Genomic DNA, 18,334 nt, shown 5'->3' with positions numbered 1-18,334 from the left:
GCACCTCCATGCGCAAGACGGTCCTTTCCGGCCTGCTCGTTCTCTCCTTAGCCGCGACCGCCGCTCCAGCGAACGCCTCAACGGACAGCACACTCCACCGGTACGCCAAGGACACCTGGCGCTCGATGGCCGCCATGGTCGAACCGGCCACCGGCGTCCCCTCCGACAAGGTGACCGGCGACCTCAGGACGAGGGCCCAGGTCACCTCGCCCACCAACATCGGCACGTACCTGTGGAGCACGCTCGCCGCCCGCGACCTGCGCCTCATCAGCGGCGCCGACGCGGCCTCCAGGGTCGGCAGGGTCCTGCGTGCGCTGGAGAAGATGGAGCGCGACACCCCGACCGGCCAGTACTACAACTGGTACGACCCCGCCACCCTCGCGCTCGTCACCTCCTGGCCCGGCACCGGCGAGCCGGTCCGGCTGTTCGCCTCCAGCGTGGACAACGGCTGGCTGGCGAGCGCCCTCATGATGATCCGCACCGCCGTGCCGGCCCACGCCAGAGCCGCCGACCGGCTGGTCACCTCCATGAACTTCGCCTCCTACTACGATCCGGCGGCCCGCCCCGACGCCGGGACCGGCCTGCTGCGCGGCGGTTTCTGGCCGGAGCGGCCGCCGGGACCCAATGACTGCTTCGTCGAGAGCGACTACGCCGGCACGGGCACGACCGTCTACTCCACCTGCCACCACTACGGCGCCCCCGCCGAGACCCGCATCGGCCAGTACGTGGGTATCGCGCTCGGCCAGATCCCGCGCGAGAGCTACTACGGCCCCTACCGCACGTTCCCCGACAACGGCTGCGACTTCGGCTGGCAGGAGCAGAAGCCGGTCGGCTCCTGGAAGCAGTACCTGGGCGTCAACGTCTGGGAGGGCACGTACGAGTACCGCGGCATGCGATTCGTCCCCAACTGGGGCGGCTCGATGTTCGAGGCCCTCATGCCCGACCTGGTCGTCCCGGAGGCCAAGTGGGCGCCGCGCGCCTGGGGCCGCAACCACCCGGTGTTCGTCCAGGCCCAGATCGAGCACGGCCTGAACGAGGCCGAGTACGGCTACTGGGGCTTCTCCCCGTCCAACGACCCGCTCGGCACCTACGAGGTGTACGGGGTGGACCAGCTCGGCATGGACGGGCCCGGCTACATGTCCGACCGCGAGCGCACCAACGTCGACCCCGGCTACGAGGGCTGCCGTCCGGCCCAGCCGGCGCCGGAATCGTACAAGGAGGGCGTGGTGACGCCGCACGCCAGCTTCCTGGCGCTGCCGTACGCGAAGTCCGCGGCCCTGGACAACCTGGCCAAGCTGCGCAGGGACTTCGACGCCTACGGTCCCGGCGGGTTCTACGACGCGATCGCCGTCCGCTCGGGGGTCGTGTCCAAGTGGTACCTGGCGCTCGACCAGGGCATGGCCATGGCCGCCCTGAGCAACGTGCTCACCGGCGGCAACCTGCACCGCTACTTCGCGGGCTCCGGCGTGGAGGCCAAGCTGCGCCCGGTGATGCGGATCGAGGAATGGGACGTCGTCCCGCCCAAGAAATGACCCTTTAGATGAAACGGGGTAATCGTTGATGAACTCGGCCGCCCACAGCGACTGGCAGGACCGCATCGGTGACGCGTCCGGCGAGGTCGCCGCAGCCCCGAGGCCCGCTCTGAAGGCCCCCACCGGCCTCCGGGCGGCCCCGGGGGCCGGGCACGTGACGCTGACCTGGGACCCGGTCCCCGGCGCCATCGGCTACCTGGTGCACAGGGACGGGGCTCCGGCCGCCCCGCCGGAGGTGGACGTCCCCGCCGTCCCGGCGTGCCGCTACGTGGACACCGGTCATGGGGCGGCCGAGTACACCGTGGCCGCCGTCTCCGCCATGGACCACACCGGGCCCTTCTCCGCGGCCGTGCGGGCCGAGCCGCTGACCGCGGGCACCACGGTGCTGTCCGTGCGGGTGGACGCGGGGCGGGTGACGCGTGAGCTGCTGCGGCCGTGGGCGTACATGGTGGGCTCCGAGCACCTGTCACACCTGCTGAGCACCGACGAGACCGGCGGCAGGCCCATCGGCGAGGAGCTGGCGGCGGCGCTGCGGACGGTGCGCGACGAGCTCGGCGTCCAGACGGTCAGGGCGCACGCCATCCTCGGCGACGACCTCGGCGTCTACCGCGAGGGGCCGGTCTATGACTTCAGCGGCGTGGACCGCGTCTACGACAAGGTCGTCGAGCTGGGCCTGCGGCCGATCGTGGAGCTCGGCTACATGCCCCGCGACCTGGCCGCCGACCCATCCAAGACCGTCTTCGAGTACGCGGCCGTCATCTCGCCCCCCAAGGACTTCGAGGCGTGGGGCGACCTGGTCAGGGCGCTGGTCGAGCACCTGGCGGAGCGGTACGGCGTACACGAGCTGATCGACCACTGGGCCTTCGAGGTCTGGAACGAGCCGAACCTGGCCGTCTTCTGGTCCGGCACCCCCGAGGAGTACTTCCTGCTCTACGACGTCACCGCCGCCGCCGTGAAGAACGTCCACCCGGACCTGCGCGTCGGCGGCCCGTCCTCGGCCGCGAACGGCTGGGTCGAGGAGCTGCTCGCCCACGTCGAGGAGTCGGGCGCGGCGCTCGACTTCATCTCGACCCACACCTACGGCAACGCGCCGCTCGACTGGCGGCCCGCGCTGGCCAGGCACGGGCGCGACGTGCCGATCTGGTGGACCGAGTGGGGCCCCACGCCGACCCACTTCCACGGCATCGGCGACGGCCCGTTCGGGGCGGCGTTCCTGCTGCACGGCATGAAGTCGGCCGCGGGCCGGGTCGACGCGCTGTCGCACTGGGTGGCCTCCGACCACTTCGAGGAGCTGGGGCGCCCGCCCCGGCTGTTCCACGGCGGGTTCGGGCTGCTGACGGTCGGCAACCTGCGCAAGCCGCGCTTCCACGCGCTCAGCCTGGCCAACCGGCTGGGCGGCGCCGAACTCGCGGCCGAGCTCGACGGCGACGCGGGCGGCGTCGAGGTGTGGGCGGCCCGGCACGACGACGGCCGCGTCGGCGTGCTGGTCTGGAACGGCACGCTCAACAACACCCAGGCGACCGGCGCCCCCGAGCTGGCGCGCACGATCGAGCTGACCGTGGACGGGCTGGAGGGCACGTACACGCTCACCCACCACCGCATCGACCGCGACCACACCAACGTGGAGGCGGTCTGGCAGTCGATGGGCGGCGGCGACTGGCCGTCCGGCGAGCAGTGGGACAAACTCCGCGCGGCCGACGGCCTCGACGAGCTGACCCCGCCCGCCACCGTCACCGGCGGCTCGCCGAGCCTCACTTTCGAGCTGCCCATGCCGGGTGTTTCCCTGATCGAGTTCGCACCGTAATAGGCAATCCTGTACGGAGGCGCACGCTGGTGAGAGCCTGTGCGCATGACCGATCCGGCCGATGCACTGGCCGCCCGCATCGAGCGGTTCGAGCGGGCCGCGGATCCCGAGCTGATCTGGGATCCCGCGGCCCTCGCCGAGGCCGAACAGGCGATGCGGGCGTGCGCCGGCGACCGGTCCGACGCCGCCACCTGGCGGCTGATCGGGATGCTGCACCTGGCCCGCTACCGGCTCGACCAGCGGACCACGCGGGACGCGGCGGTGGCGGGCGCCTTCTTCGCCGCCGTGGCCGTGCTGGACCCCGGGCGCTTGCCGGAGAAGCTGCGCGGCTCCAGCGGGCCGCCGGGCGATTCGGCCGGCACGTGGGCCGGGCTGGTCGAGGAGCTGTTCCGGCACGTGGACCCGGCCTCCTACCGGCACGTGGGGCTGCTGATCCACGCGCTGGTCCGCCGCGCCATGGCGCGCCCGACGCGGGAGGTGGCCGACCGGCTCGGGCAACTGCTGCTGGAGGAGTCGATGCGCTCGCCCGACCCCTCCTGGGCGCCCGGCGCGCTCGAACCGCTGGGCACCGGTCTGGTCCACCTGTACGGGCTGACCGGCGACCGGGAGGTCATCGACGACGCGGTGCACGTGCTGTTCAGGGCGGCGCTGTCCGGGCCCGTCGAGGCCGCGTACGCGGGCGAGCTGGCGGCGGCGCTGGGCCTGGCGGCGCCCGGCGACGAGGAGCTGGTCAGGGCCTACCTGTCGGCGGCCGAGACCCCGCCGGGCGGCCAGGACCGGTCGCAGGCGCTGCTCGCGCTCGTCGACGTCACCCAGGCGCGGGCCGCCGCGTCGTGCGCGGACGGTGACCTGCTGGCGTTCATCAGGGTGGGGCAGTGCGCCCTGGACTTCTGGCACGAGCAGTGGGCGCATCCCGCCGTGCTGGCGCCGTACGCGGCCGGGCTGATCGAGTGGTTCGTCATCACGGGGAACGAGCGCTCGCTCGAAGCCGGCATGGAGATGCTGGAGGCCCTGCACGTCACGCCCGACGAGACGGCGCGCGGGCTCGGCACCGACCCCGTCGTCCGCCTCGGGCTGCTCGGCGACCGCCGCCGGCGCCGCTACGACGTGACCGGCGACCTCGCCGACCTGGACGTGACCGTCGACGTCCTGCGCGAGGCGGCCAGGCTCGCCCCCGCCGGGCACCGGGAACGCCCCAGGATCCTGGACGGCCTGGCGAACGCGCTGCTCAGGCGGGCCGTGGTGGCCGGCGGGGACCCGGCGGAGGCGATCGCCGCCGCCCGTGCCGCCGTGGCCGCGTACGACGGGCGCGACCCGGCCAGGGCCACGTCGCTGCTGCTGCTCGCCCGGGCGCTCAAACTGGAGCTCACCCCCCAGACCGCCGACGAGGCCGTCGCCGCGCTGCACGACGCCCTGGCGGCCGGTGAGCGGCTGGCCTTCCGCGCGGAGGCGTACGGGCTGCTCTCGGAGGTGCTGCGGTGGCGCGCCGCGCGGGAGGGCGGGACCGAGGACCTGCACGAGGCCGTACGCTCCGCCCGCCAGGGTGTCGAGCTGGCCGTGAAGACCTCGAGCGACCACGGGCCCGTGCACGGGACGCTCTGCCGGGCGCTGCTGGCGCGCTTTTCGGCGCAGGGCGACCCGCGCGACCTGGCCGAGGCGCTGGCCCTGGCCGGCGACGGGGACGCCGACCTGCTGGAGCGGCTCGGCGCCGCGCTGGCGGACCCGCCGCCGGTGGACGAGCAGCTCGCCCAGGCGGCCACCGAGCTGGCGCTGCGCATCGCGGACGACGACATGGCGCTCAAGCTGCTGCGGTTCGCCGGGCAGCGGCCCTGGTCGCCGGGCGAGCGCGGCGAGTTCCTGCTGGACACGGCGCTGCACCTGGGCGAGCTGGGCCGCCCGCGCATCGCCGGCGAGGTGCTGGAGCGGGCCGCGGCGGCGTTCGAGGCGGCGGGGCTCCTGGCGCGGGCGGCCTACGCGCTGTCCCGGAAGGGGGCCGGCCACGAGGAGCTGGGCGAGCCCGACCGGGCGCTGGCGGCCTTCGGGCGGGCGGCCGACGCCTATCGGGACGTCGGGGAGACGCGTTCCGAGGCGCTGCAGCTCGGCAACATGGGGATCGTGCACCTCCAGGCCGGCGATCCGGCCCGCGCCGTCGAGCACCACCTGCGGGCCGTCGCGCTGTGCGAGGGCGCCGGGCTGGCCGCGGAGGAGGCGGGGCAACTGGGGCACGCGGCGGAGGCGTACCTGGCCGCCGGCGACCCGGACGGCGCCGTGGACTGCGCGGGCCGGGCCCGCGAGCTGTACCTGGGGCTCGGCGAGACGGAATCGGCGGCCCTGGCCCTGGTCCACGCCGCCAGGGCGGCCGTGGACCAGGACGACCTCGTCGCGGCCGGGGAGCGCATTGCCGCCTGCGCCATCGAGCTGGAGGCGGCGGGGGCGTGGGAGGACGCCTGCCGCACGCTCGACGCCCAGGCCGTCCTGCTGGCCGCTCGCGGCCACCGGACCCAGGCGGCGGCCTGCGAGATCCGGCTGGTGGAGATCGTGCGGCGCAAGGGGCGGCGACGGGAGCCGGCCGACGAGTGGTACCGCCTGGCGCAGCGCCGCCGTGGCCTGGGCGACGTGATCGGCGCGCGGGCGGCCTTCGAGCTGGCCGAGCGCGAGTACGAGTCCATCGCCCACCACGACGGGGCCGGGTCCGTGCGGTACAACCTGGGCGTGCTGTCGTACACGGAGGGGGAACCGGAGCGGGCGCTGGAGGAGTTCGGGGCGGCGGCGGAGACGTTCGTACGGCTGCGGGCGCCCGCCAAGGAGGCGGCGGCGCTGACCATGCGCGCGTCCTGCTCGGTCGCGCTGGGCGGGGTCGAGGACGCGCTGGCCGACCTGGACCGGGCCCTCGAACTGGCCGCCGCCGAGGGCGACCTGGAGGCCCTGCTGACCGCCACCCTGGGCCGGGCCGCCCTGGACGTGGAGCTGGGCGAGCCGCAGGAGGCCGAGGAACGGCTGTACTCCGCGCTCGGGCTGGCCGCCGGCGACCCGCTCAAGGAGGCCGTCGTACGCGACCGCCTGGCCGCACTGGCGGCCCGCGCCGGGGACGCGAGGGGGCAGGTGGCGGCCTTGGAGGAGGCTCTCACCCTCTTCCACGCCGGCGGCCAGGCGCGGCTGGCGGCGCTCGCCTCGATCAAGCTCGGCTTCGCGCTGGAGGAGCGGGGCGAGTTCCGCCGCGCCAGAACGGCCCTCGAAGAGGGGCTGGCCGGGCTCGCCTCCGCCCCTGGCCCGCGTCCGGCCGGGACCCCGTTCGAGGTGGTGGCGGCCATGGCGGGCGACCTGGACGCGGACGTCCTGTCCCGGCTGGCCACCATCCAGCTCACACTCGGCGACCTGAGCGGCGGCCGCGCCACCCTGACCCAGGCGCTGTCGACGCTGCGGGCGGGCGGGCACCGGGGGGAGGCGGCCACCCGCCTGGAGAACCGCCTGCGTCTGGAGGAGGCCGAGGCCGCAGGCGACCTGACCACGGTCCGCCACCTCGCCGAACAGGCCCTCACCACCGCTTCCCCGAGCGCTACCGCGTCTTTTGGCACTCCCACGGAGTGGCCCCCTGCCGACGCCTCGGCCACCCCGCTGGGTACGGCCGTTTTCCCCGAAGCAGCCGCCCGCCCGGAAGGGACCGCCCTGCCAGGATCAGCCGGCCCGCCGGTTCCGACCGGGGACCCCTCCGAGCGCTCGTACCTGCTGGCCAAGCTCTCGGCCTGTTGCCTCGCCCTCGGTGATCCGGCCGCCGCCTACGACTACGCGGCCCACGGATACCGGCTGCGCGACGAGCGGATGCTCGACCACCTCCGTAACCTCGGGACGGCGGCCAGAGCCCTGGGCCGGACCGGCGAGGCGGTCGAGCACCTGTCGAAGGCCGTCGACCTGGCCCGCGACGCAGACTCCGCCCTCCCGGCCCGGCTCGCCCGCTCCCTCGGCCTCCTGGCCACGGCCCTCACGGACCAGGCCCGCTGGGAGGAGGCCGCCCGCGCGTACGAAGAGGGCCTGTCCCTCCTGGAGGCCCCCATCTGGCGAGCACTGCGCGCCCCCCTCCTGTCCGGCCGCGCCGCCCTCCACCTCGAACTCGGCGAGCTGAACGAGGCGACCACCCGCTACCGCCAGGCCATCTCCCTCAAGGAGGAACTGGGCGACACCACCGGCCTGGCGGACGCCTACGCCGACCTGAGCCTCACCCACGAGCTGAGCGGCGACCCCGCCCAGGCCCTGCCCCTCGCCGAACGCGCCCTGGACCTCGAAGACGCCCCCCGGAGCAGGGTCCTGATCCTGCTCGCCCTCGCCCGCCTCACACCCCCGGAACGTGCGGAGTCCCTGCTGTCGGAGGCCCTCGCGACGGCCCAGGAGCTCGGCTTCAGAGCGGGAGAGGCCATCGCCCTCAGGCATCTGGGCGCCCTCGATCTCACCACGGCCTCCTACGCCCGCGCCCGCCGACGCCTGTCCACCGCCATCGACCTGCTCACCGACCTGGGCCACGACCTCGAACTGGGCGCCGCCCACCACCACCGCTCCATGGCCGCGGCGGAACTCGGCGACCTCCCGAACGCCCTCACCGACGCCGAACACGCCTGCGCCCTAGGCCACCCTCCCGCCACTGACCGCGCCGTCCACCTGGCGGTACGCCTGAACCGCGGCCTGACCGCCTGGACCCACGCCGAAACCGCCAAGTCCACCGCCCTGTCCACTGTCCTGTCCGCCCGCCTCCACCGAAACGCCGCACCAGGCACGCCCGGCCAGGACGCGCCGCATGGCGTACCCCGCGACCTGGCGGAGGCCGAACACCGCGGCCTCACCGAGGTCCGGACCCTCACGACGGCCGCCCGCCACACCCGCGACCCCGAACACGCCGCCCGGCTCCTCCGCCGCGCCCACACCGCCCAAGCCACCCTGGAGGCGTTGTGGACCCGCATGGAGCCCCTGGCCCCCGACCACGTCGCCCTCCACAGACCGGCCCCCCTCACCCAGGCAGACCTGGACTTCCTCGTCGGCCGACCGGACGGCCCGATCGGCCTCCTCGCCTTCCACCTCACCGAGGCGCCCCCGCCCACCAGACCCTCCGAAACCGAGGACGACACCCTGATCGGGGACGGCGGTCTGAACGGTGAGGACACCGTGATCGTGCTCGCGCACCGCACCGGCTGGCCCGAGCCCCGCGCCTTCCCCACCACGGTCACCCGCGCCCTGCTGGCCGCCTTCCTCCGCACCACCAACGGCCGCCGCCCCGGCCTCCTCGACATCGAGGCCCGTCGTCGGCGCGCCGCCCTCTGGCGTGAACTGGCCGACCGGTTGCTCGCGGGCGCCCTCGCGGCCCTGGGCGACGACCTGACCCATCTTCACCTGTTCCCGCACGCCGAGCTGCGCCGCGTCCCTCTGCACGCCCTCGCCCCCAACGGCCGCATGCTCCTCGAACGCCTTCCCGTGACGTACGCCCCCTCCGCGACCGTCCTGAGCCGCCTCCACCACCGCGCCCCCGCCCGAGGCGCCGACTCCCTGGCACTCGGCTTCACCCCGGACCCGGCCGAGCGACTCGTCGTGGAATCCGAGGCGGAGGACGTGGCCGGCATCCTCGCCACCCGCCCCCGAACCGGCCAGGACGCCACCAGCGGCCTCCTGAACGGCTCATGGGACGTCGTGCACCTGGCCTGCCACGGCGTGTTCGACGACGCCGGCCCGTCGGGCCCGGGCATCAGACTCGCCGACGGCCTCCTCACCACCCGGCGCCTCATGACCATGAACGTGGACGCCCGGCTGGCGCTCCTCAGCGCCCACGAACACCAACCGGCCGGTACGACCAGCGGGGCCGGCGTGGCCGAACTGGGTTACGCCCTGCTGCACGCGGGAGCCAGGTCCGCGGTGCTCACCCTCTGGCCGGTCTCGCCCGAGATCACCCGCGTCCTGATGCGCGACCTCCACACCAGGCTCCACCACGGCGCCACCCCGGCGGAGGCCCTGCGCGCCGCCGTACTCGGCCTGCGCGAACTCTACGGCTCGGCCGAGCCCGACCTGTGGGCCGCGTACATCCTGACCGGCCTGCCGCGCTAGCCCGGGGATTCCGCATGTCGCCATGGCTTCCCCTCTCGTCCTATCCCACCGCACTTCGGCGCGGTCCTTTTGAAGAAGAGGAGGAGGCGGGGAGTCCGGTTCGCCCGCGGCGTGGGGAGGAGTGGGCGGAGGCTGCGAGGTCGGTTCGCCTGCGGCGTGGGGAGGAGTGGGCCGAGGCGGGGAGGCCGGTTCGTCGGTGGCGTGGGGGAGTGGGCGGAGGTTGCGAGGTCGGTTCGCCTGCGGCGATTTCGGCGCGTGCGGAGACGTGGCTAGGCGGTGCCGAGAACGCCGGGGCGATACTGCCAGACGAACTCCAGCCACGGCGGTGCCACCGACATGAAGTGCTCCCAGCTCCCCGGTTCCAAGCCGGGGCGATCACTGTGGACCTCGGAGAGGTGCGTCAGCAGGAAGCCCTCCCCGGTCAGGCCGTTGACGATCCGGCTCAGCGTCTGCCGGTATTCTCTCGGCTCGCGGATCGAGCGGCCGTCCGATGTCCTGTCGTAGACCCATTCCTGGTCGGGATAGCTGGTCGCGGCCTCGTCCGTGTAGGGCTGCCTGAGCGTGTAGCCCTCGCCGTTCCACGAACTGTGGGTGAGGCCGGAGAAGAACGGGTTGGCGCACATCAGGTGGTAGTGGCCGCCCTTCTCGACGACCTTCGCGACCTCGCGGAAAACGACCCGGGAGTCCGGGACGAACGTCAACGAGTACGGATGCCAGACCAGGTCGAACGACGAGTCGTACAGAGCCGACAGGTCCCGCATGTCTCCCTGGACGGTACGGACACCGACGCCGTAGTGCTCGGCCGCCGAACGGTCACGCTCCAGTTGCCCGGCCGAGATGTCGAAGACCGTCACATCCGCTCCGAGCAGGGCGAACGCCGCGGACTGCTGCCCGCCCCCGCCCGCCAGGCAGAGCACCTTCCGCCCCGCCAGGTCGTCGGGAAGGCCCAGCCTCGCCAGGCCCAGATAGGCGCGGGCCTTCTCTTCGTCCAGGTCGAGCATGGGACGGGTGAACAAGGCGTCCGCCGCCACCAGGGCTTCCCAGCGTTCCTCGTTGTAGCGGTAAACGTCGTCGGTCATGGCGGAGACCATATCCGCCCTTCCGGTGGCCGTTCAGCTCAATTGTTCTCGCCTGTCCACTTCGAGTCCGGCATGAGCGTGACCAGCACCAGGTAGCCGAAGAAGCCGGCCGCGAGCCCCACCGCGTAGCCGCCGAACGCCTCGGGTGAGCCCAGTAGCGCCGTCACCCAGCCGCCGCCCACCGCGGCCAGCACCGCCGACAGCTCGCTCAGCCCCGTGGCGGCCTGCCGGCGGCGTAGCGTGCCATAGGTGATCCAGCCGATCACCAGGCCGAAGCAGATCGCGCCGAGCACCGCCATGAGAGCCTCCAGATCGCCGCCAGGAGATCACCATCGCATGCGGCGAGCCCGCCCGGCCACCCTAGAGGTACGACTTCGTCGCGCTCACCAGCTCGGCCGCCGCCCCAGGCGTGTCGACGTAGAGGGCCACTTCGGGGGTGCGCTCGCGGACGTCCTGGTCGCGGATCGCGAACACGGCCGGAACCACCCCCACGTCCCCGTAACGGCGGGTCACGGCCGCGCCGATCGCCCGGCGCACGTCGCCGACCACCTCCCGCGCGGTGTGACCGCCACCGGAGGCGGCGAGGTAGCCCAGCATTCCGGCGAAACGCAGCTCGCCCTCGGCCGCCGGCCGCTGATCGAGCGGTGAGTCCAGCCAGAACACCTTGCCCGCCAGGAACGCCTCGTAGCCGTCACCCTCGCGGCCGAGCAGGCGGGCGGTCTCGGCGAGCAACTCCCCGAACTCGGCCAGCTCGGCCTCCGGCGGCAGGTCCGTGGTGACGAACAACGGCACGATCAGCGAGTCGAGCATGTGACTATCCCTCCGTGAGGAGCCTCATCGTAGGATGTCCCACCGACAATCCCGGTTCCAGCCACGCCCGCCCGGCCGGCACCTGCCCGATAATCACGCGCGCCCGGCCAGGACCGCTCGGTAAGATCGGGTGAATGGCGACGGCCCTTCTGATCACCGGCACCGTGGGCGTGGGCAAGACGTCGGTCGCCGACGCCGCCGGCGACCTGTTCATCGACGCGGGCGTGCCCAACGCCGTCATCGACCTCGACCGGCTGCGCCATTGCTGGCCCGCCCCGCCCGACGACCCGTTCCACGCCGCCCTGACCATGCGCAACCTGAGCGCCGTGGCGGCGAACTTCCTGGCGGCGGGCGCCGAGCGGCTCGTGCTCGCCGGTGTCATCGAGAGCCGGGCCGAGCGCCGCCGCCACGAGGAGGTCCTCGGCGTCCCGCTCGCGGTCTGCCGCGTCCACGTCGAGCTTCCCGAGGTGCACCGGCGCCTGCGGGGCCGTCACGTACACGATGGCGGGCTTGACTGGCACCTCGCGAGAGCCGGGGAATTGGCGGCCGTTCTCGACGAGGCGCGCGTCGAGGACTACACCGTGGACGGTACGCACGGCACCCCCGGGGAGGTCGCCGCCCAGGTCATCAAGGGCTGGCAGGGCTAGCGTTCGATCCACTCGTCCTGGAGCGCCGAGTGCACGATCGAGTCGCGCCACCCGTGCGGCGTGTGCACGTGGTGCCGGATGCGGCCCTCCTCGACCATGCCGGCCGTCAGCATCGCGAGCTGGGCGGGCAGGTTGGCGGGGGAGCGGGCGCCCCAGATGCGGTGCAGCCCGAGCTGCTTGAACCCGAACGACAGCAGCAGCCGTACGAGATCCGTCCCGATGCCCCGCCCCCACTGGTCGGGATGGAGCCCGAACCCGATCTCCGCGCTGTGCGGATGCTCGGCCTCGACGTGCAGCCGCGCCACCCCGATGACATGGCGCCGATCGGCGTCGACCACGGCCAGCACGTAGAGGTGGCGCGGCTCGGCGGCGGCCGCCTCCATGGCCTGGCCGACGAGTTCGGCCACTTCGCGCAGGCTACGCGGCGTGAACGGCATGTGCTGGGTCACGGTGGGATCGCCGTAGATGGAGTGGAGGGCGGCCACGTCGGCCTCCGTCACGTCCCGGAGGCCGAGTCGCTGGCCGTCGCACACCACGCGCCGCATGCGCAGAAGGTAACGCGAGTCCCGTGATCTTTACAAGCCCTTGTCAAGTCGCGAGTTGACTCCCGTAAGCTCGCGCGACAAGTTCGGCGACGGCGCTGTGCGCGCCGAGCGGCGCCGCGTGCCCGGCGCTGATCGCCGTGGCGGCCTGCTCGACGATGTCCGGCGCGGCCTCGTGGCCGATCAGGCAGGGGGCGATGGCCAGCCGCTGGGCGCCCGACGCCCGCAGCCGCTGCGCCGCGAAGGCGACGGCCGGGTCGCTGTCCAGTGAGGCGGCCACGACCGGCAGCGTGAGCCTGGAGGCCAGCAGGACGGCGGTGGCCTGCACGGCGTGCACCGCCCGCTCCCCGCCGACGGTGGCGAGGATGACGGCGTCGACGGGGCTGCCGACGTTCAGCAGGCGGACGCGGTCGGCCCTGGCCAGGCCGCGCTCGGCCAGCCTGATGTGCAGCGCCTCGGCCAGCAGCGGATGCGGGCCGAGCGCCTCGGTGACGACCGCCCCCGAGCCGCTCGCCGCGACGGCCTTGCCGATCTCCGCCATGACGAGGGGGTCGTCCCAGGTGAGCAACGGGACGACGACGGCGTCCCGGCCGGAGGGCACATTGTCCGCCAGGTCGGTCACGCTCGACAGCCGCACCTCGATCTGCGGGTTGTCGACGCGGACCACGGCCGCGATCTCCTCGGCCACGCCGGTGGCGCTCCCTGGGGCGGCGAGCACGAGCACGGGGGCGTCGGGCGGCAGGGACGTGGGCACGGGCGCGCGGTGTCGGCCGCCGCCCGGGCGGGGGGAACGTTGACGTACAGGCAAGCTCACAGCCGCGCAGTTTATGCCTATCCGGGGCTGGTTGTTCTGGGAATCGATGGCGATTCCGTCACAACCACCGGGCTGTGATCGAAAATACATCGCGAGCCCTGAATACGTTGACTTATCCGTACAAAACGGCAACTCTGAAGCAACTAGAAACGCGTTCTAGAGCGACAGTCACAGGACCGTCCCCGGAGGATGGGAATGAAGCCGTTCTATGTCCGCGAACTGAGTGTGTATCCCGTCGGCCGCCGCCGGATCTTCCTGCTGGCCGTGGCCGTGCTCGCCAGCCTGGTGGCCAACTTCGAGACCACGATCGCCACCATCCTGCCCCTCCTGATGTCCGACCTCGGCATGTCCCTCACCGTCTACGGGCAGATCGCCGCGCTGTCGGTGCTGGTGGGCGGGCTGTCGGCGGGGTTCGGCGGCATCTTGTCCGACCGGTGGGGCCGGGTCACGATCCTGGTGCCGACCCTGACGATCACGGCCGCCTGCAACTTCCTGCTCGCCACCGTGGACACCGTCGCCGAGCTGTTCTGGGTGCGGTGCCTGATGCTGTTCATCGAGGGGGCGGGCATCACGATCACCGCCTCCCTCGTACGGGACTTCTCACCGCGCATGGGACGCGCGCAGGCGTTCGCGTTCTGGACGTGGGGGCCGGTCGGGGCGTCGTTCCTGGCCTCGTTCATCGCGGGGTTCACGCTGCCGCTGTTCGGCAACGCCTGGCAGTCGCAGGCGATCATCATGGGCGTCGTGTCGCTGGCGATGTGCGCGGTGATCATCTGGAAGATCGCCGAGCCGTCGGCGTCGCTGCGGGCGCAGGTGCTGGAGGCCGAGCAGGCCCTGGAGGTGCGGGAGCACACCCACCACGGCCGGGTACGGCTGCTGTTCCGGCACCCGCACCTGTGGGCGCACGTCCTCGGCAACACCGGCTGGCAGGTGCTCTACTGGACCTTCACCATCTTCGGCCAGACCATCCTGGCCGGCGGGTTCGGCATGGACCCGGCCGGGGCCAACCGGGTGGTGGCGCTGGGCATCGTGCTCAACGCCCTGGCCGTGGTCACCGTCGGCCGGCTGTCCGACCGGCTGCGGCTGCGCAAGCCGTTCGCGGCCGTGGGCACGGTGCTCACGGCGGCGACGCTGGCGTACTTCATCGCCTTGATCGGCCCTGGCGTGCCCGTCGGCCAGATCACCTTCGTGTACGCGCTGCTCTTCGTCTTCCTCGGCATCGCCTACGTGCCGTGGATGGCCAGCTTCTCCGAGGACGCCGAGGACGTCGACCCCCGCCTGCAGGGCTCGGCGCTGGGCCTGTGGGGCATGGTCGTCCGGGTCATGATCGTCGTCCTGCTCGTCGTCTCCCCGCTGGTGGTGGAGGCCGGCGGCTGGCAGACGTGGCTGACCGTGGCGCTCGCCGGCCAGATCGTGTTCCTGGTCTCCACCGTCGCGTTCAAGGGGCCGTGGGCCCGGCGACCCAAGGTCACGGTCTAAAGGTCACGGTCTAGCGGGCACGACCACGGACTGCGGGTTGCCGGGCGCGTACACCGTGATGCCCTGCGGCAGCGACTTGAGCTTCTCGATCTCCGCGCAGGCCGGGCACTTGTCGTAGCCGTCCTGCCTGGCCTGGTTCGCCGCCGACTCCGCCTTGGCCTGGGCCACCCGCGCCTGGGCCTCGGAGACGGCGGCCGAGGCGGCCAGCGAGCGGTCCACGGCCTGCTGGACCTCGACCGGTAGCGTCACCTTGACCAGTGTGAACCGCAGCCCGGTCAGGAACTCGCCGCCCAGCGTGGCCGGCAGGTCGCGGGCCAGCGAGGCGTTGACCGCCTCCTGGACCTTGGCGATGGAGGCGTTGCCGTCCTGCGGCTTGAGCGACGCGCTCTCCAGCAGCGCGCAGGAGGAGACGAGCTCGGCGCAGCGCATGGTGCCGATCTGGCCGCGCAGGGCGTTGTCGATCACCGGGCGGACGGCCTGGCCGAAGAAGGCTGACCAGCCCTCGTCGCCGTCCCACGGGTAGAGCGACTGGTCGTCCTGGGCGCGGAACGTGCGGGTGCCGTACTTGTCGTCGAACCTCTTCAGCGTGTCCTGGTCCAGGTTGAGCGTGAAGTACAGGGTGCCTTCGATGCCAAGGTTCACGCCGTCGCTGCTGGGCACCGTCACCACGTCCACGCCGAGCGCGGTGGCCCGCCTGGCGTCGGCGGTGATCGTGTAGAAGCGCTGCTGCGCCGGATAGGGGTGGGTGGAGGACCACAGGCCGACCCAGGTCAGGCCCGAGCCGGGGTCGATGACCTGGCGTACCTTGTTGTCGTCGAGCGGCCCGCCGTCACGGACGACGGCCACCTCACCGCCGCTCGTGCGCTCCAGGCCCCCGATGACTCCGATGAGCAGGGGGATCGCGATCAGCGTGCCGATGACGGCCAGGGCGATTCTCATGCGGACCCTTCCGCGCGGGCGGCGTTGGCAGCCGCCGCCCGCGGCTTTCGCGGCAGATCAGGCGAAAGGCCCCACTTGTCCGGGGTGCGGGGCCTTGGGGGCGTCCTCGGGCGTGTCGCCGGGTGCGTCGCCGGTCAGGTCGAGGTCGCGGGTCTCCGGGGCGATGGCCAGGCCCAGCGCCGTGACGGCCAGGGCGATGACCACGTAGATCGACACCGCGACCGTGCTCTGGTACGCGGTGAAGAGCTGCAGCGCGATGACCGGGGCCAGGGCGCCGCCGACGATGCCGGCGAGCTGGTAGCCCATGGAGGCGCCGCTGTAGCGCAGGCGGGTGCTGAACAGTTCGGCGATGAAGGCGGCCTGCGGGCCGTACATGGCGGCGTGGGTGACCAGCGCCACGATGGCGGCCAGCGCGATGAGCGGGAAGGAGCCGGTTTCGAGCAGCGGGAAGAAGGCGAACACCCAGACCGCCGCGCCGGCCACGCCCGCGAGGTAGACGGGACGCCGGCCGTACCGGTCGGACAAAGCGCCGGCCACCGGGATGAGCACGAGTTGCAGGGCCGAGCCGATGAGCACCGCGTTGAGCGCGTACGAACGGGGCAGCTTCAGCACGGTCGTGATGTAGACGATGATGAACGCGGTGAAGGTGTAGAAGGCCACGTCCACCCCGATCCGCGCGGTGAAGGCGGACAGGAGCGCGCGCGGATGCGTGGTCAGCACCTCGACCAGCGGCATCCTCGCCTTCGTGCCGCGCTGCTCGACCTCGGCGAACAGCGGCGACTCGGTGACCTTCAGCCGCACCCACAGGCCCACGAACACCAGCGCGCCCGACAACAGGAACGGCACCCGCCACCCCCACGACAGGAACGCCGCGTCCGACATCGTGAACGACATGATCGTCAGCAGGCCCGTGGCCAGCACGAAGCCGGCGGGCACGCCGACCTGCGGCCAGCTCGCGTTGAAGCCGCGCCGGCGGCCGTCGCCGTGTTCGAGCGACATGATCACCGCGCCGCCCCACTCGCCGCCGAGCCCCAGGCCCTGCACGAACCTGAGCAGCGCCAGCAGCACGGGCGCCAGGACGCCCACGCTCGCGTAGCCGGGCAGCAGGCCGATGAGGAACGTCGAGACGCCCATCACCAGGAGCGTCACCACCAGTACGGTCTTACGGCCCACACGGTCGCCGAAGTGGCCGAACACCACGCCGCCGAGCGGCCGGGCGACGAACGCCACGGCGTTGGTGGTCAGCGAGGCCAGGGTCGCGTTGAACGGGTCGAGGCTGGGGAAGAAGAGCTGAGGGAAGACCAGGGTCGCCGCGGTGGTGTAGAGGAAGAAGTCGTACCACTCCAGCGACGTGCCGATCAGGCTGGCGAGGATCACCCGCCGGGTCTGTTGCGTGGAGCCTGCCATCCGATGCTCCTAGGGTCGAAGGGGGATGCTTATCAACGTATGGATCGTTGAACAATTGGACAAGAGGTTTGCTCCATGATTTCCTGTTAAATGTGGATAACGTGGTCGCTGATCTTTCCCAGGACCGGCCCCGGCTGGGACGCAGCAGCACGGCGGAACGGGTCGCCGACATCCTGCGCGACCGCATCAGCGAAGGCTTCTTCCAGCCCGGCCAGCGCCTGTCCGAGGAGTCCATCTCCGAAGGGCTCGGCGTCTCCCGCAACACGCTGCGCGAGGCGTTCCGGCTGCTCGGCCACGAACGACTGCTCGACCACCGGCTCAACAAGGGCGTGTTCGTCCGCCTCCCGTCCGCCGAGGATGTGGCCGACCTCTACCGGGTGCGCCGGGTGCTCGAAGGGGCGGCCCTGCGGCGCGCGCCGTCCGAGGAGGCGCTCGCCCTGATCAAGGAGGCCGTGCTCGACGCCGAGCGGGCCGCCGAGCAGGACGACTGGCAGGGCGTCGGCACTGCCAACATCCGCTTCCACCAGGCGCTGGTCTCGCTGAACGGCAGCCCCAGGATCGACGAGGCCATGCGCCAGCTCCTCGCCGAGCTGCGGCTGGTCTTCCACGTGATGGAGAACCCGCGGGCCTTCCACGAGCCGTTCGTCGACCGCAACCGCGCGCTGGTCGGCCTGATGGAGTCGGGGCAGCCGGAGAAGGCCGCCGCCTATCTCGACGACTACCTCGACCAGGCCGAGCGACTGCTCATCCACGCCTACGAGCCGAACCGCTAACGTTGCGGGCATGGACCGGATCTTCACGCTGGACGAGGCCCGTGCGCTGCTCCCCGCCGTCATCGAGGACGCCCGCGCGGTGATCGCCGCCCGCGCCGACCTGGCCGAGATCGACTTCGAACGGCGCTCGGGCGGCCGGTCCGAGCTGGGCGGCCTGCCGGAGCTCAAGGGCCTGCAGGCCCGCATCGAGGAGATCCTGAGCGGCTGGGGCGAGCAGGGGATCGAGGTCAAGGGCATCGCGCCGGTGCTCGTCGACTTCCCCGCCGTGCTCGACGGCGTCTCCGTCCGGCTCTGCTGGATCGAGGGGGAGCGCGAGCTCGGCTGGTACCACCGCACGGAGCTGGGCTTCCCGGGCCGCCGCCCGCTGTAACCGTCACGCACCCCTTGACAGGGCCTCGTCGTCGCCTATATTCAACTCACAGGTTGA

At 72.5% G+C, this 18,334-nt stretch carries 14 protein-coding genes; 7 read left to right on the top strand and 7 right to left on the bottom strand.

Going from position 1 to position 18,334, the window contains the following annotated elements; translation table 11 throughout:
* The first annotated feature begins 8 nt into the window (after window positions 1–8).
* Genes C4V41_RS26570 through C4V41_RS26560 form a run of 3 tightly spaced genes read left to right on the top strand, consistent with a single transcriptional unit; the run spans window position 9 to window position 9,417 of the window.
* The gene (locus tag C4V41_RS26570; protein ID WP_103958649.1) at window positions 9–1,532 is read left to right on the top strand and encodes a glucoamylase family protein; all 1,524 of its coding nucleotides are present in this window, start codon (window positions 9–11) and stop codon (window positions 1,530–1,532) included.
* Between the two features lie 28 nt (window positions 1,533–1,560).
* Complete coding sequence (locus tag C4V41_RS26565; protein WP_103958648.1) at window positions 1,561–3,336, top strand: GH39 family glycosyl hydrolase; 1,776 nt, start codon at window positions 1,561–1,563, stop codon at window positions 3,334–3,336.
* A gap of 45 nt (window positions 3,337–3,381) precedes the next feature.
* Window positions 3,382–9,417: a CHAT domain-containing protein gene (locus C4V41_RS26560; protein ID WP_103958647.1), complete on the top strand. Its 6,036-nt coding sequence runs from the start codon at window positions 3,382–3,384 to the stop codon at window positions 9,415–9,417.
* Between the two features lie 269 nt (window positions 9,418–9,686).
* Here the strand turns inward: C4V41_RS26560 and C4V41_RS26555 are convergent, their stop codons facing one another.
* The 3 genes from C4V41_RS26555 to C4V41_RS26545 form a co-directional block, all read right to left on the bottom strand.
* Window positions 9,687–10,496 carry a class I SAM-dependent methyltransferase gene (locus C4V41_RS26555; protein WP_160150397.1) on the bottom strand — a complete coding sequence of 270 codons (810 nt, stop codon included), beginning with the start codon at window positions 10,494–10,496 and terminating at the stop codon, window positions 9,687–9,689.
* 38 nt (window positions 10,497–10,534) lie between these two features.
* Window positions 10,535–10,795, bottom strand: a complete 261-nt coding sequence (locus C4V41_RS26550; protein ID WP_103958645.1) for a hypothetical protein — start codon at window positions 10,793–10,795, stop codon at window positions 10,535–10,537.
* A gap of 61 nt (window positions 10,796–10,856) precedes the next feature.
* On the bottom strand, window positions 10,857–11,306 hold the full coding sequence (locus tag C4V41_RS26545; RefSeq protein ID WP_103958644.1) for a hypothetical protein: 450 nt from the start codon (window positions 11,304–11,306) through the stop codon (window positions 10,857–10,859).
* A gap of 134 nt (window positions 11,307–11,440) precedes the next feature.
* Between C4V41_RS26545 and C4V41_RS26540 the strand changes: the two genes are divergently transcribed.
* Window positions 11,441–11,953 carry an adenylyl-sulfate kinase gene (locus tag C4V41_RS26540; protein ID WP_103958643.1) on the top strand — a complete coding sequence of 171 codons (513 nt, stop codon included), beginning with the start codon at window positions 11,441–11,443 and terminating at the stop codon, window positions 11,951–11,953.
* On the opposite strand, the gene C4V41_RS26535 is transcribed toward C4V41_RS26540, so the two are convergent.
* On the bottom strand, window positions 11,950–12,498 hold the full coding sequence (locus tag C4V41_RS26535; protein ID WP_103958642.1) for a GNAT family N-acetyltransferase: 549 nt from the start codon (window positions 12,496–12,498) through the stop codon (window positions 11,950–11,952). The two genes, C4V41_RS26540 and C4V41_RS26535, sit on opposite strands and share 4 nt — an antisense overlap.
* A gap of 43 nt (window positions 12,499–12,541) precedes the next feature.
* On the bottom strand, window positions 12,542–13,249 hold the full coding sequence (locus C4V41_RS26530; RefSeq protein ID WP_235030393.1) for a sirohydrochlorin chelatase: 708 nt from the start codon (window positions 13,247–13,249) through the stop codon (window positions 12,542–12,544).
* A gap of 255 nt (window positions 13,250–13,504) precedes the next feature.
* Between C4V41_RS26530 and C4V41_RS26525 the strand changes: the two genes are divergently transcribed.
* Window positions 13,505–14,788: an MFS transporter gene (locus tag C4V41_RS26525; protein WP_160150396.1), complete on the top strand. Its 1,284-nt coding sequence runs from the start codon at window positions 13,505–13,507 to the stop codon at window positions 14,786–14,788.
* A gap of 3 nt (window positions 14,789–14,791) precedes the next feature.
* On the opposite strand, the gene C4V41_RS26520 is transcribed toward C4V41_RS26525, so the two are convergent.
* Window positions 14,792–15,727 (bottom strand): SPFH domain-containing protein, encoded by a 936-nt coding sequence (locus C4V41_RS26520; protein WP_103958640.1) that lies wholly within the window; start codon window positions 15,725–15,727, stop codon window positions 14,792–14,794.
* A 57-nt stretch (window positions 15,728–15,784) separates the two neighbouring features.
* Window positions 15,785–17,134 (bottom strand): MFS transporter, encoded by a 1,350-nt coding sequence (locus C4V41_RS26515; protein ID WP_103958639.1) that lies wholly within the window; start codon window positions 17,132–17,134, stop codon window positions 15,785–15,787.
* Window positions 17,135–17,235: 101 nt separating this feature from the next.
* Here C4V41_RS26515 and C4V41_RS26510 point away from each other — a divergent pair, with 101 nt between their 5' ends.
* Both C4V41_RS26510 and C4V41_RS26505 read left to right on the top strand, forming a co-directional pair.
* Window positions 17,236–17,907: a GntR family transcriptional regulator gene (locus C4V41_RS26510; protein ID WP_235030392.1), complete on the top strand. Its 672-nt coding sequence runs from the start codon at window positions 17,236–17,238 to the stop codon at window positions 17,905–17,907.
* 10 nt (window positions 17,908–17,917) lie between these two features.
* Window positions 17,918–18,277, top strand: coding sequence for a DUF2203 domain-containing protein (locus C4V41_RS26505; protein WP_103958637.1), 360 nt, complete (start codon window positions 17,918–17,920; stop codon window positions 18,275–18,277).
* Window positions 18,278–18,334: the final 57 nt, after the last annotated feature.

This window comes from Nonomuraea solani, from assembly GCF_900108335.1.
Classification (GTDB): Bacteria; Actinomycetota; Actinomycetes; order Streptosporangiales; family Streptosporangiaceae; genus Nonomuraea; species Nonomuraea solani.
Note: the sequence above shows the minus strand (reverse complement) of the source record. Positions and strands in the feature narration are given on the sequence as shown.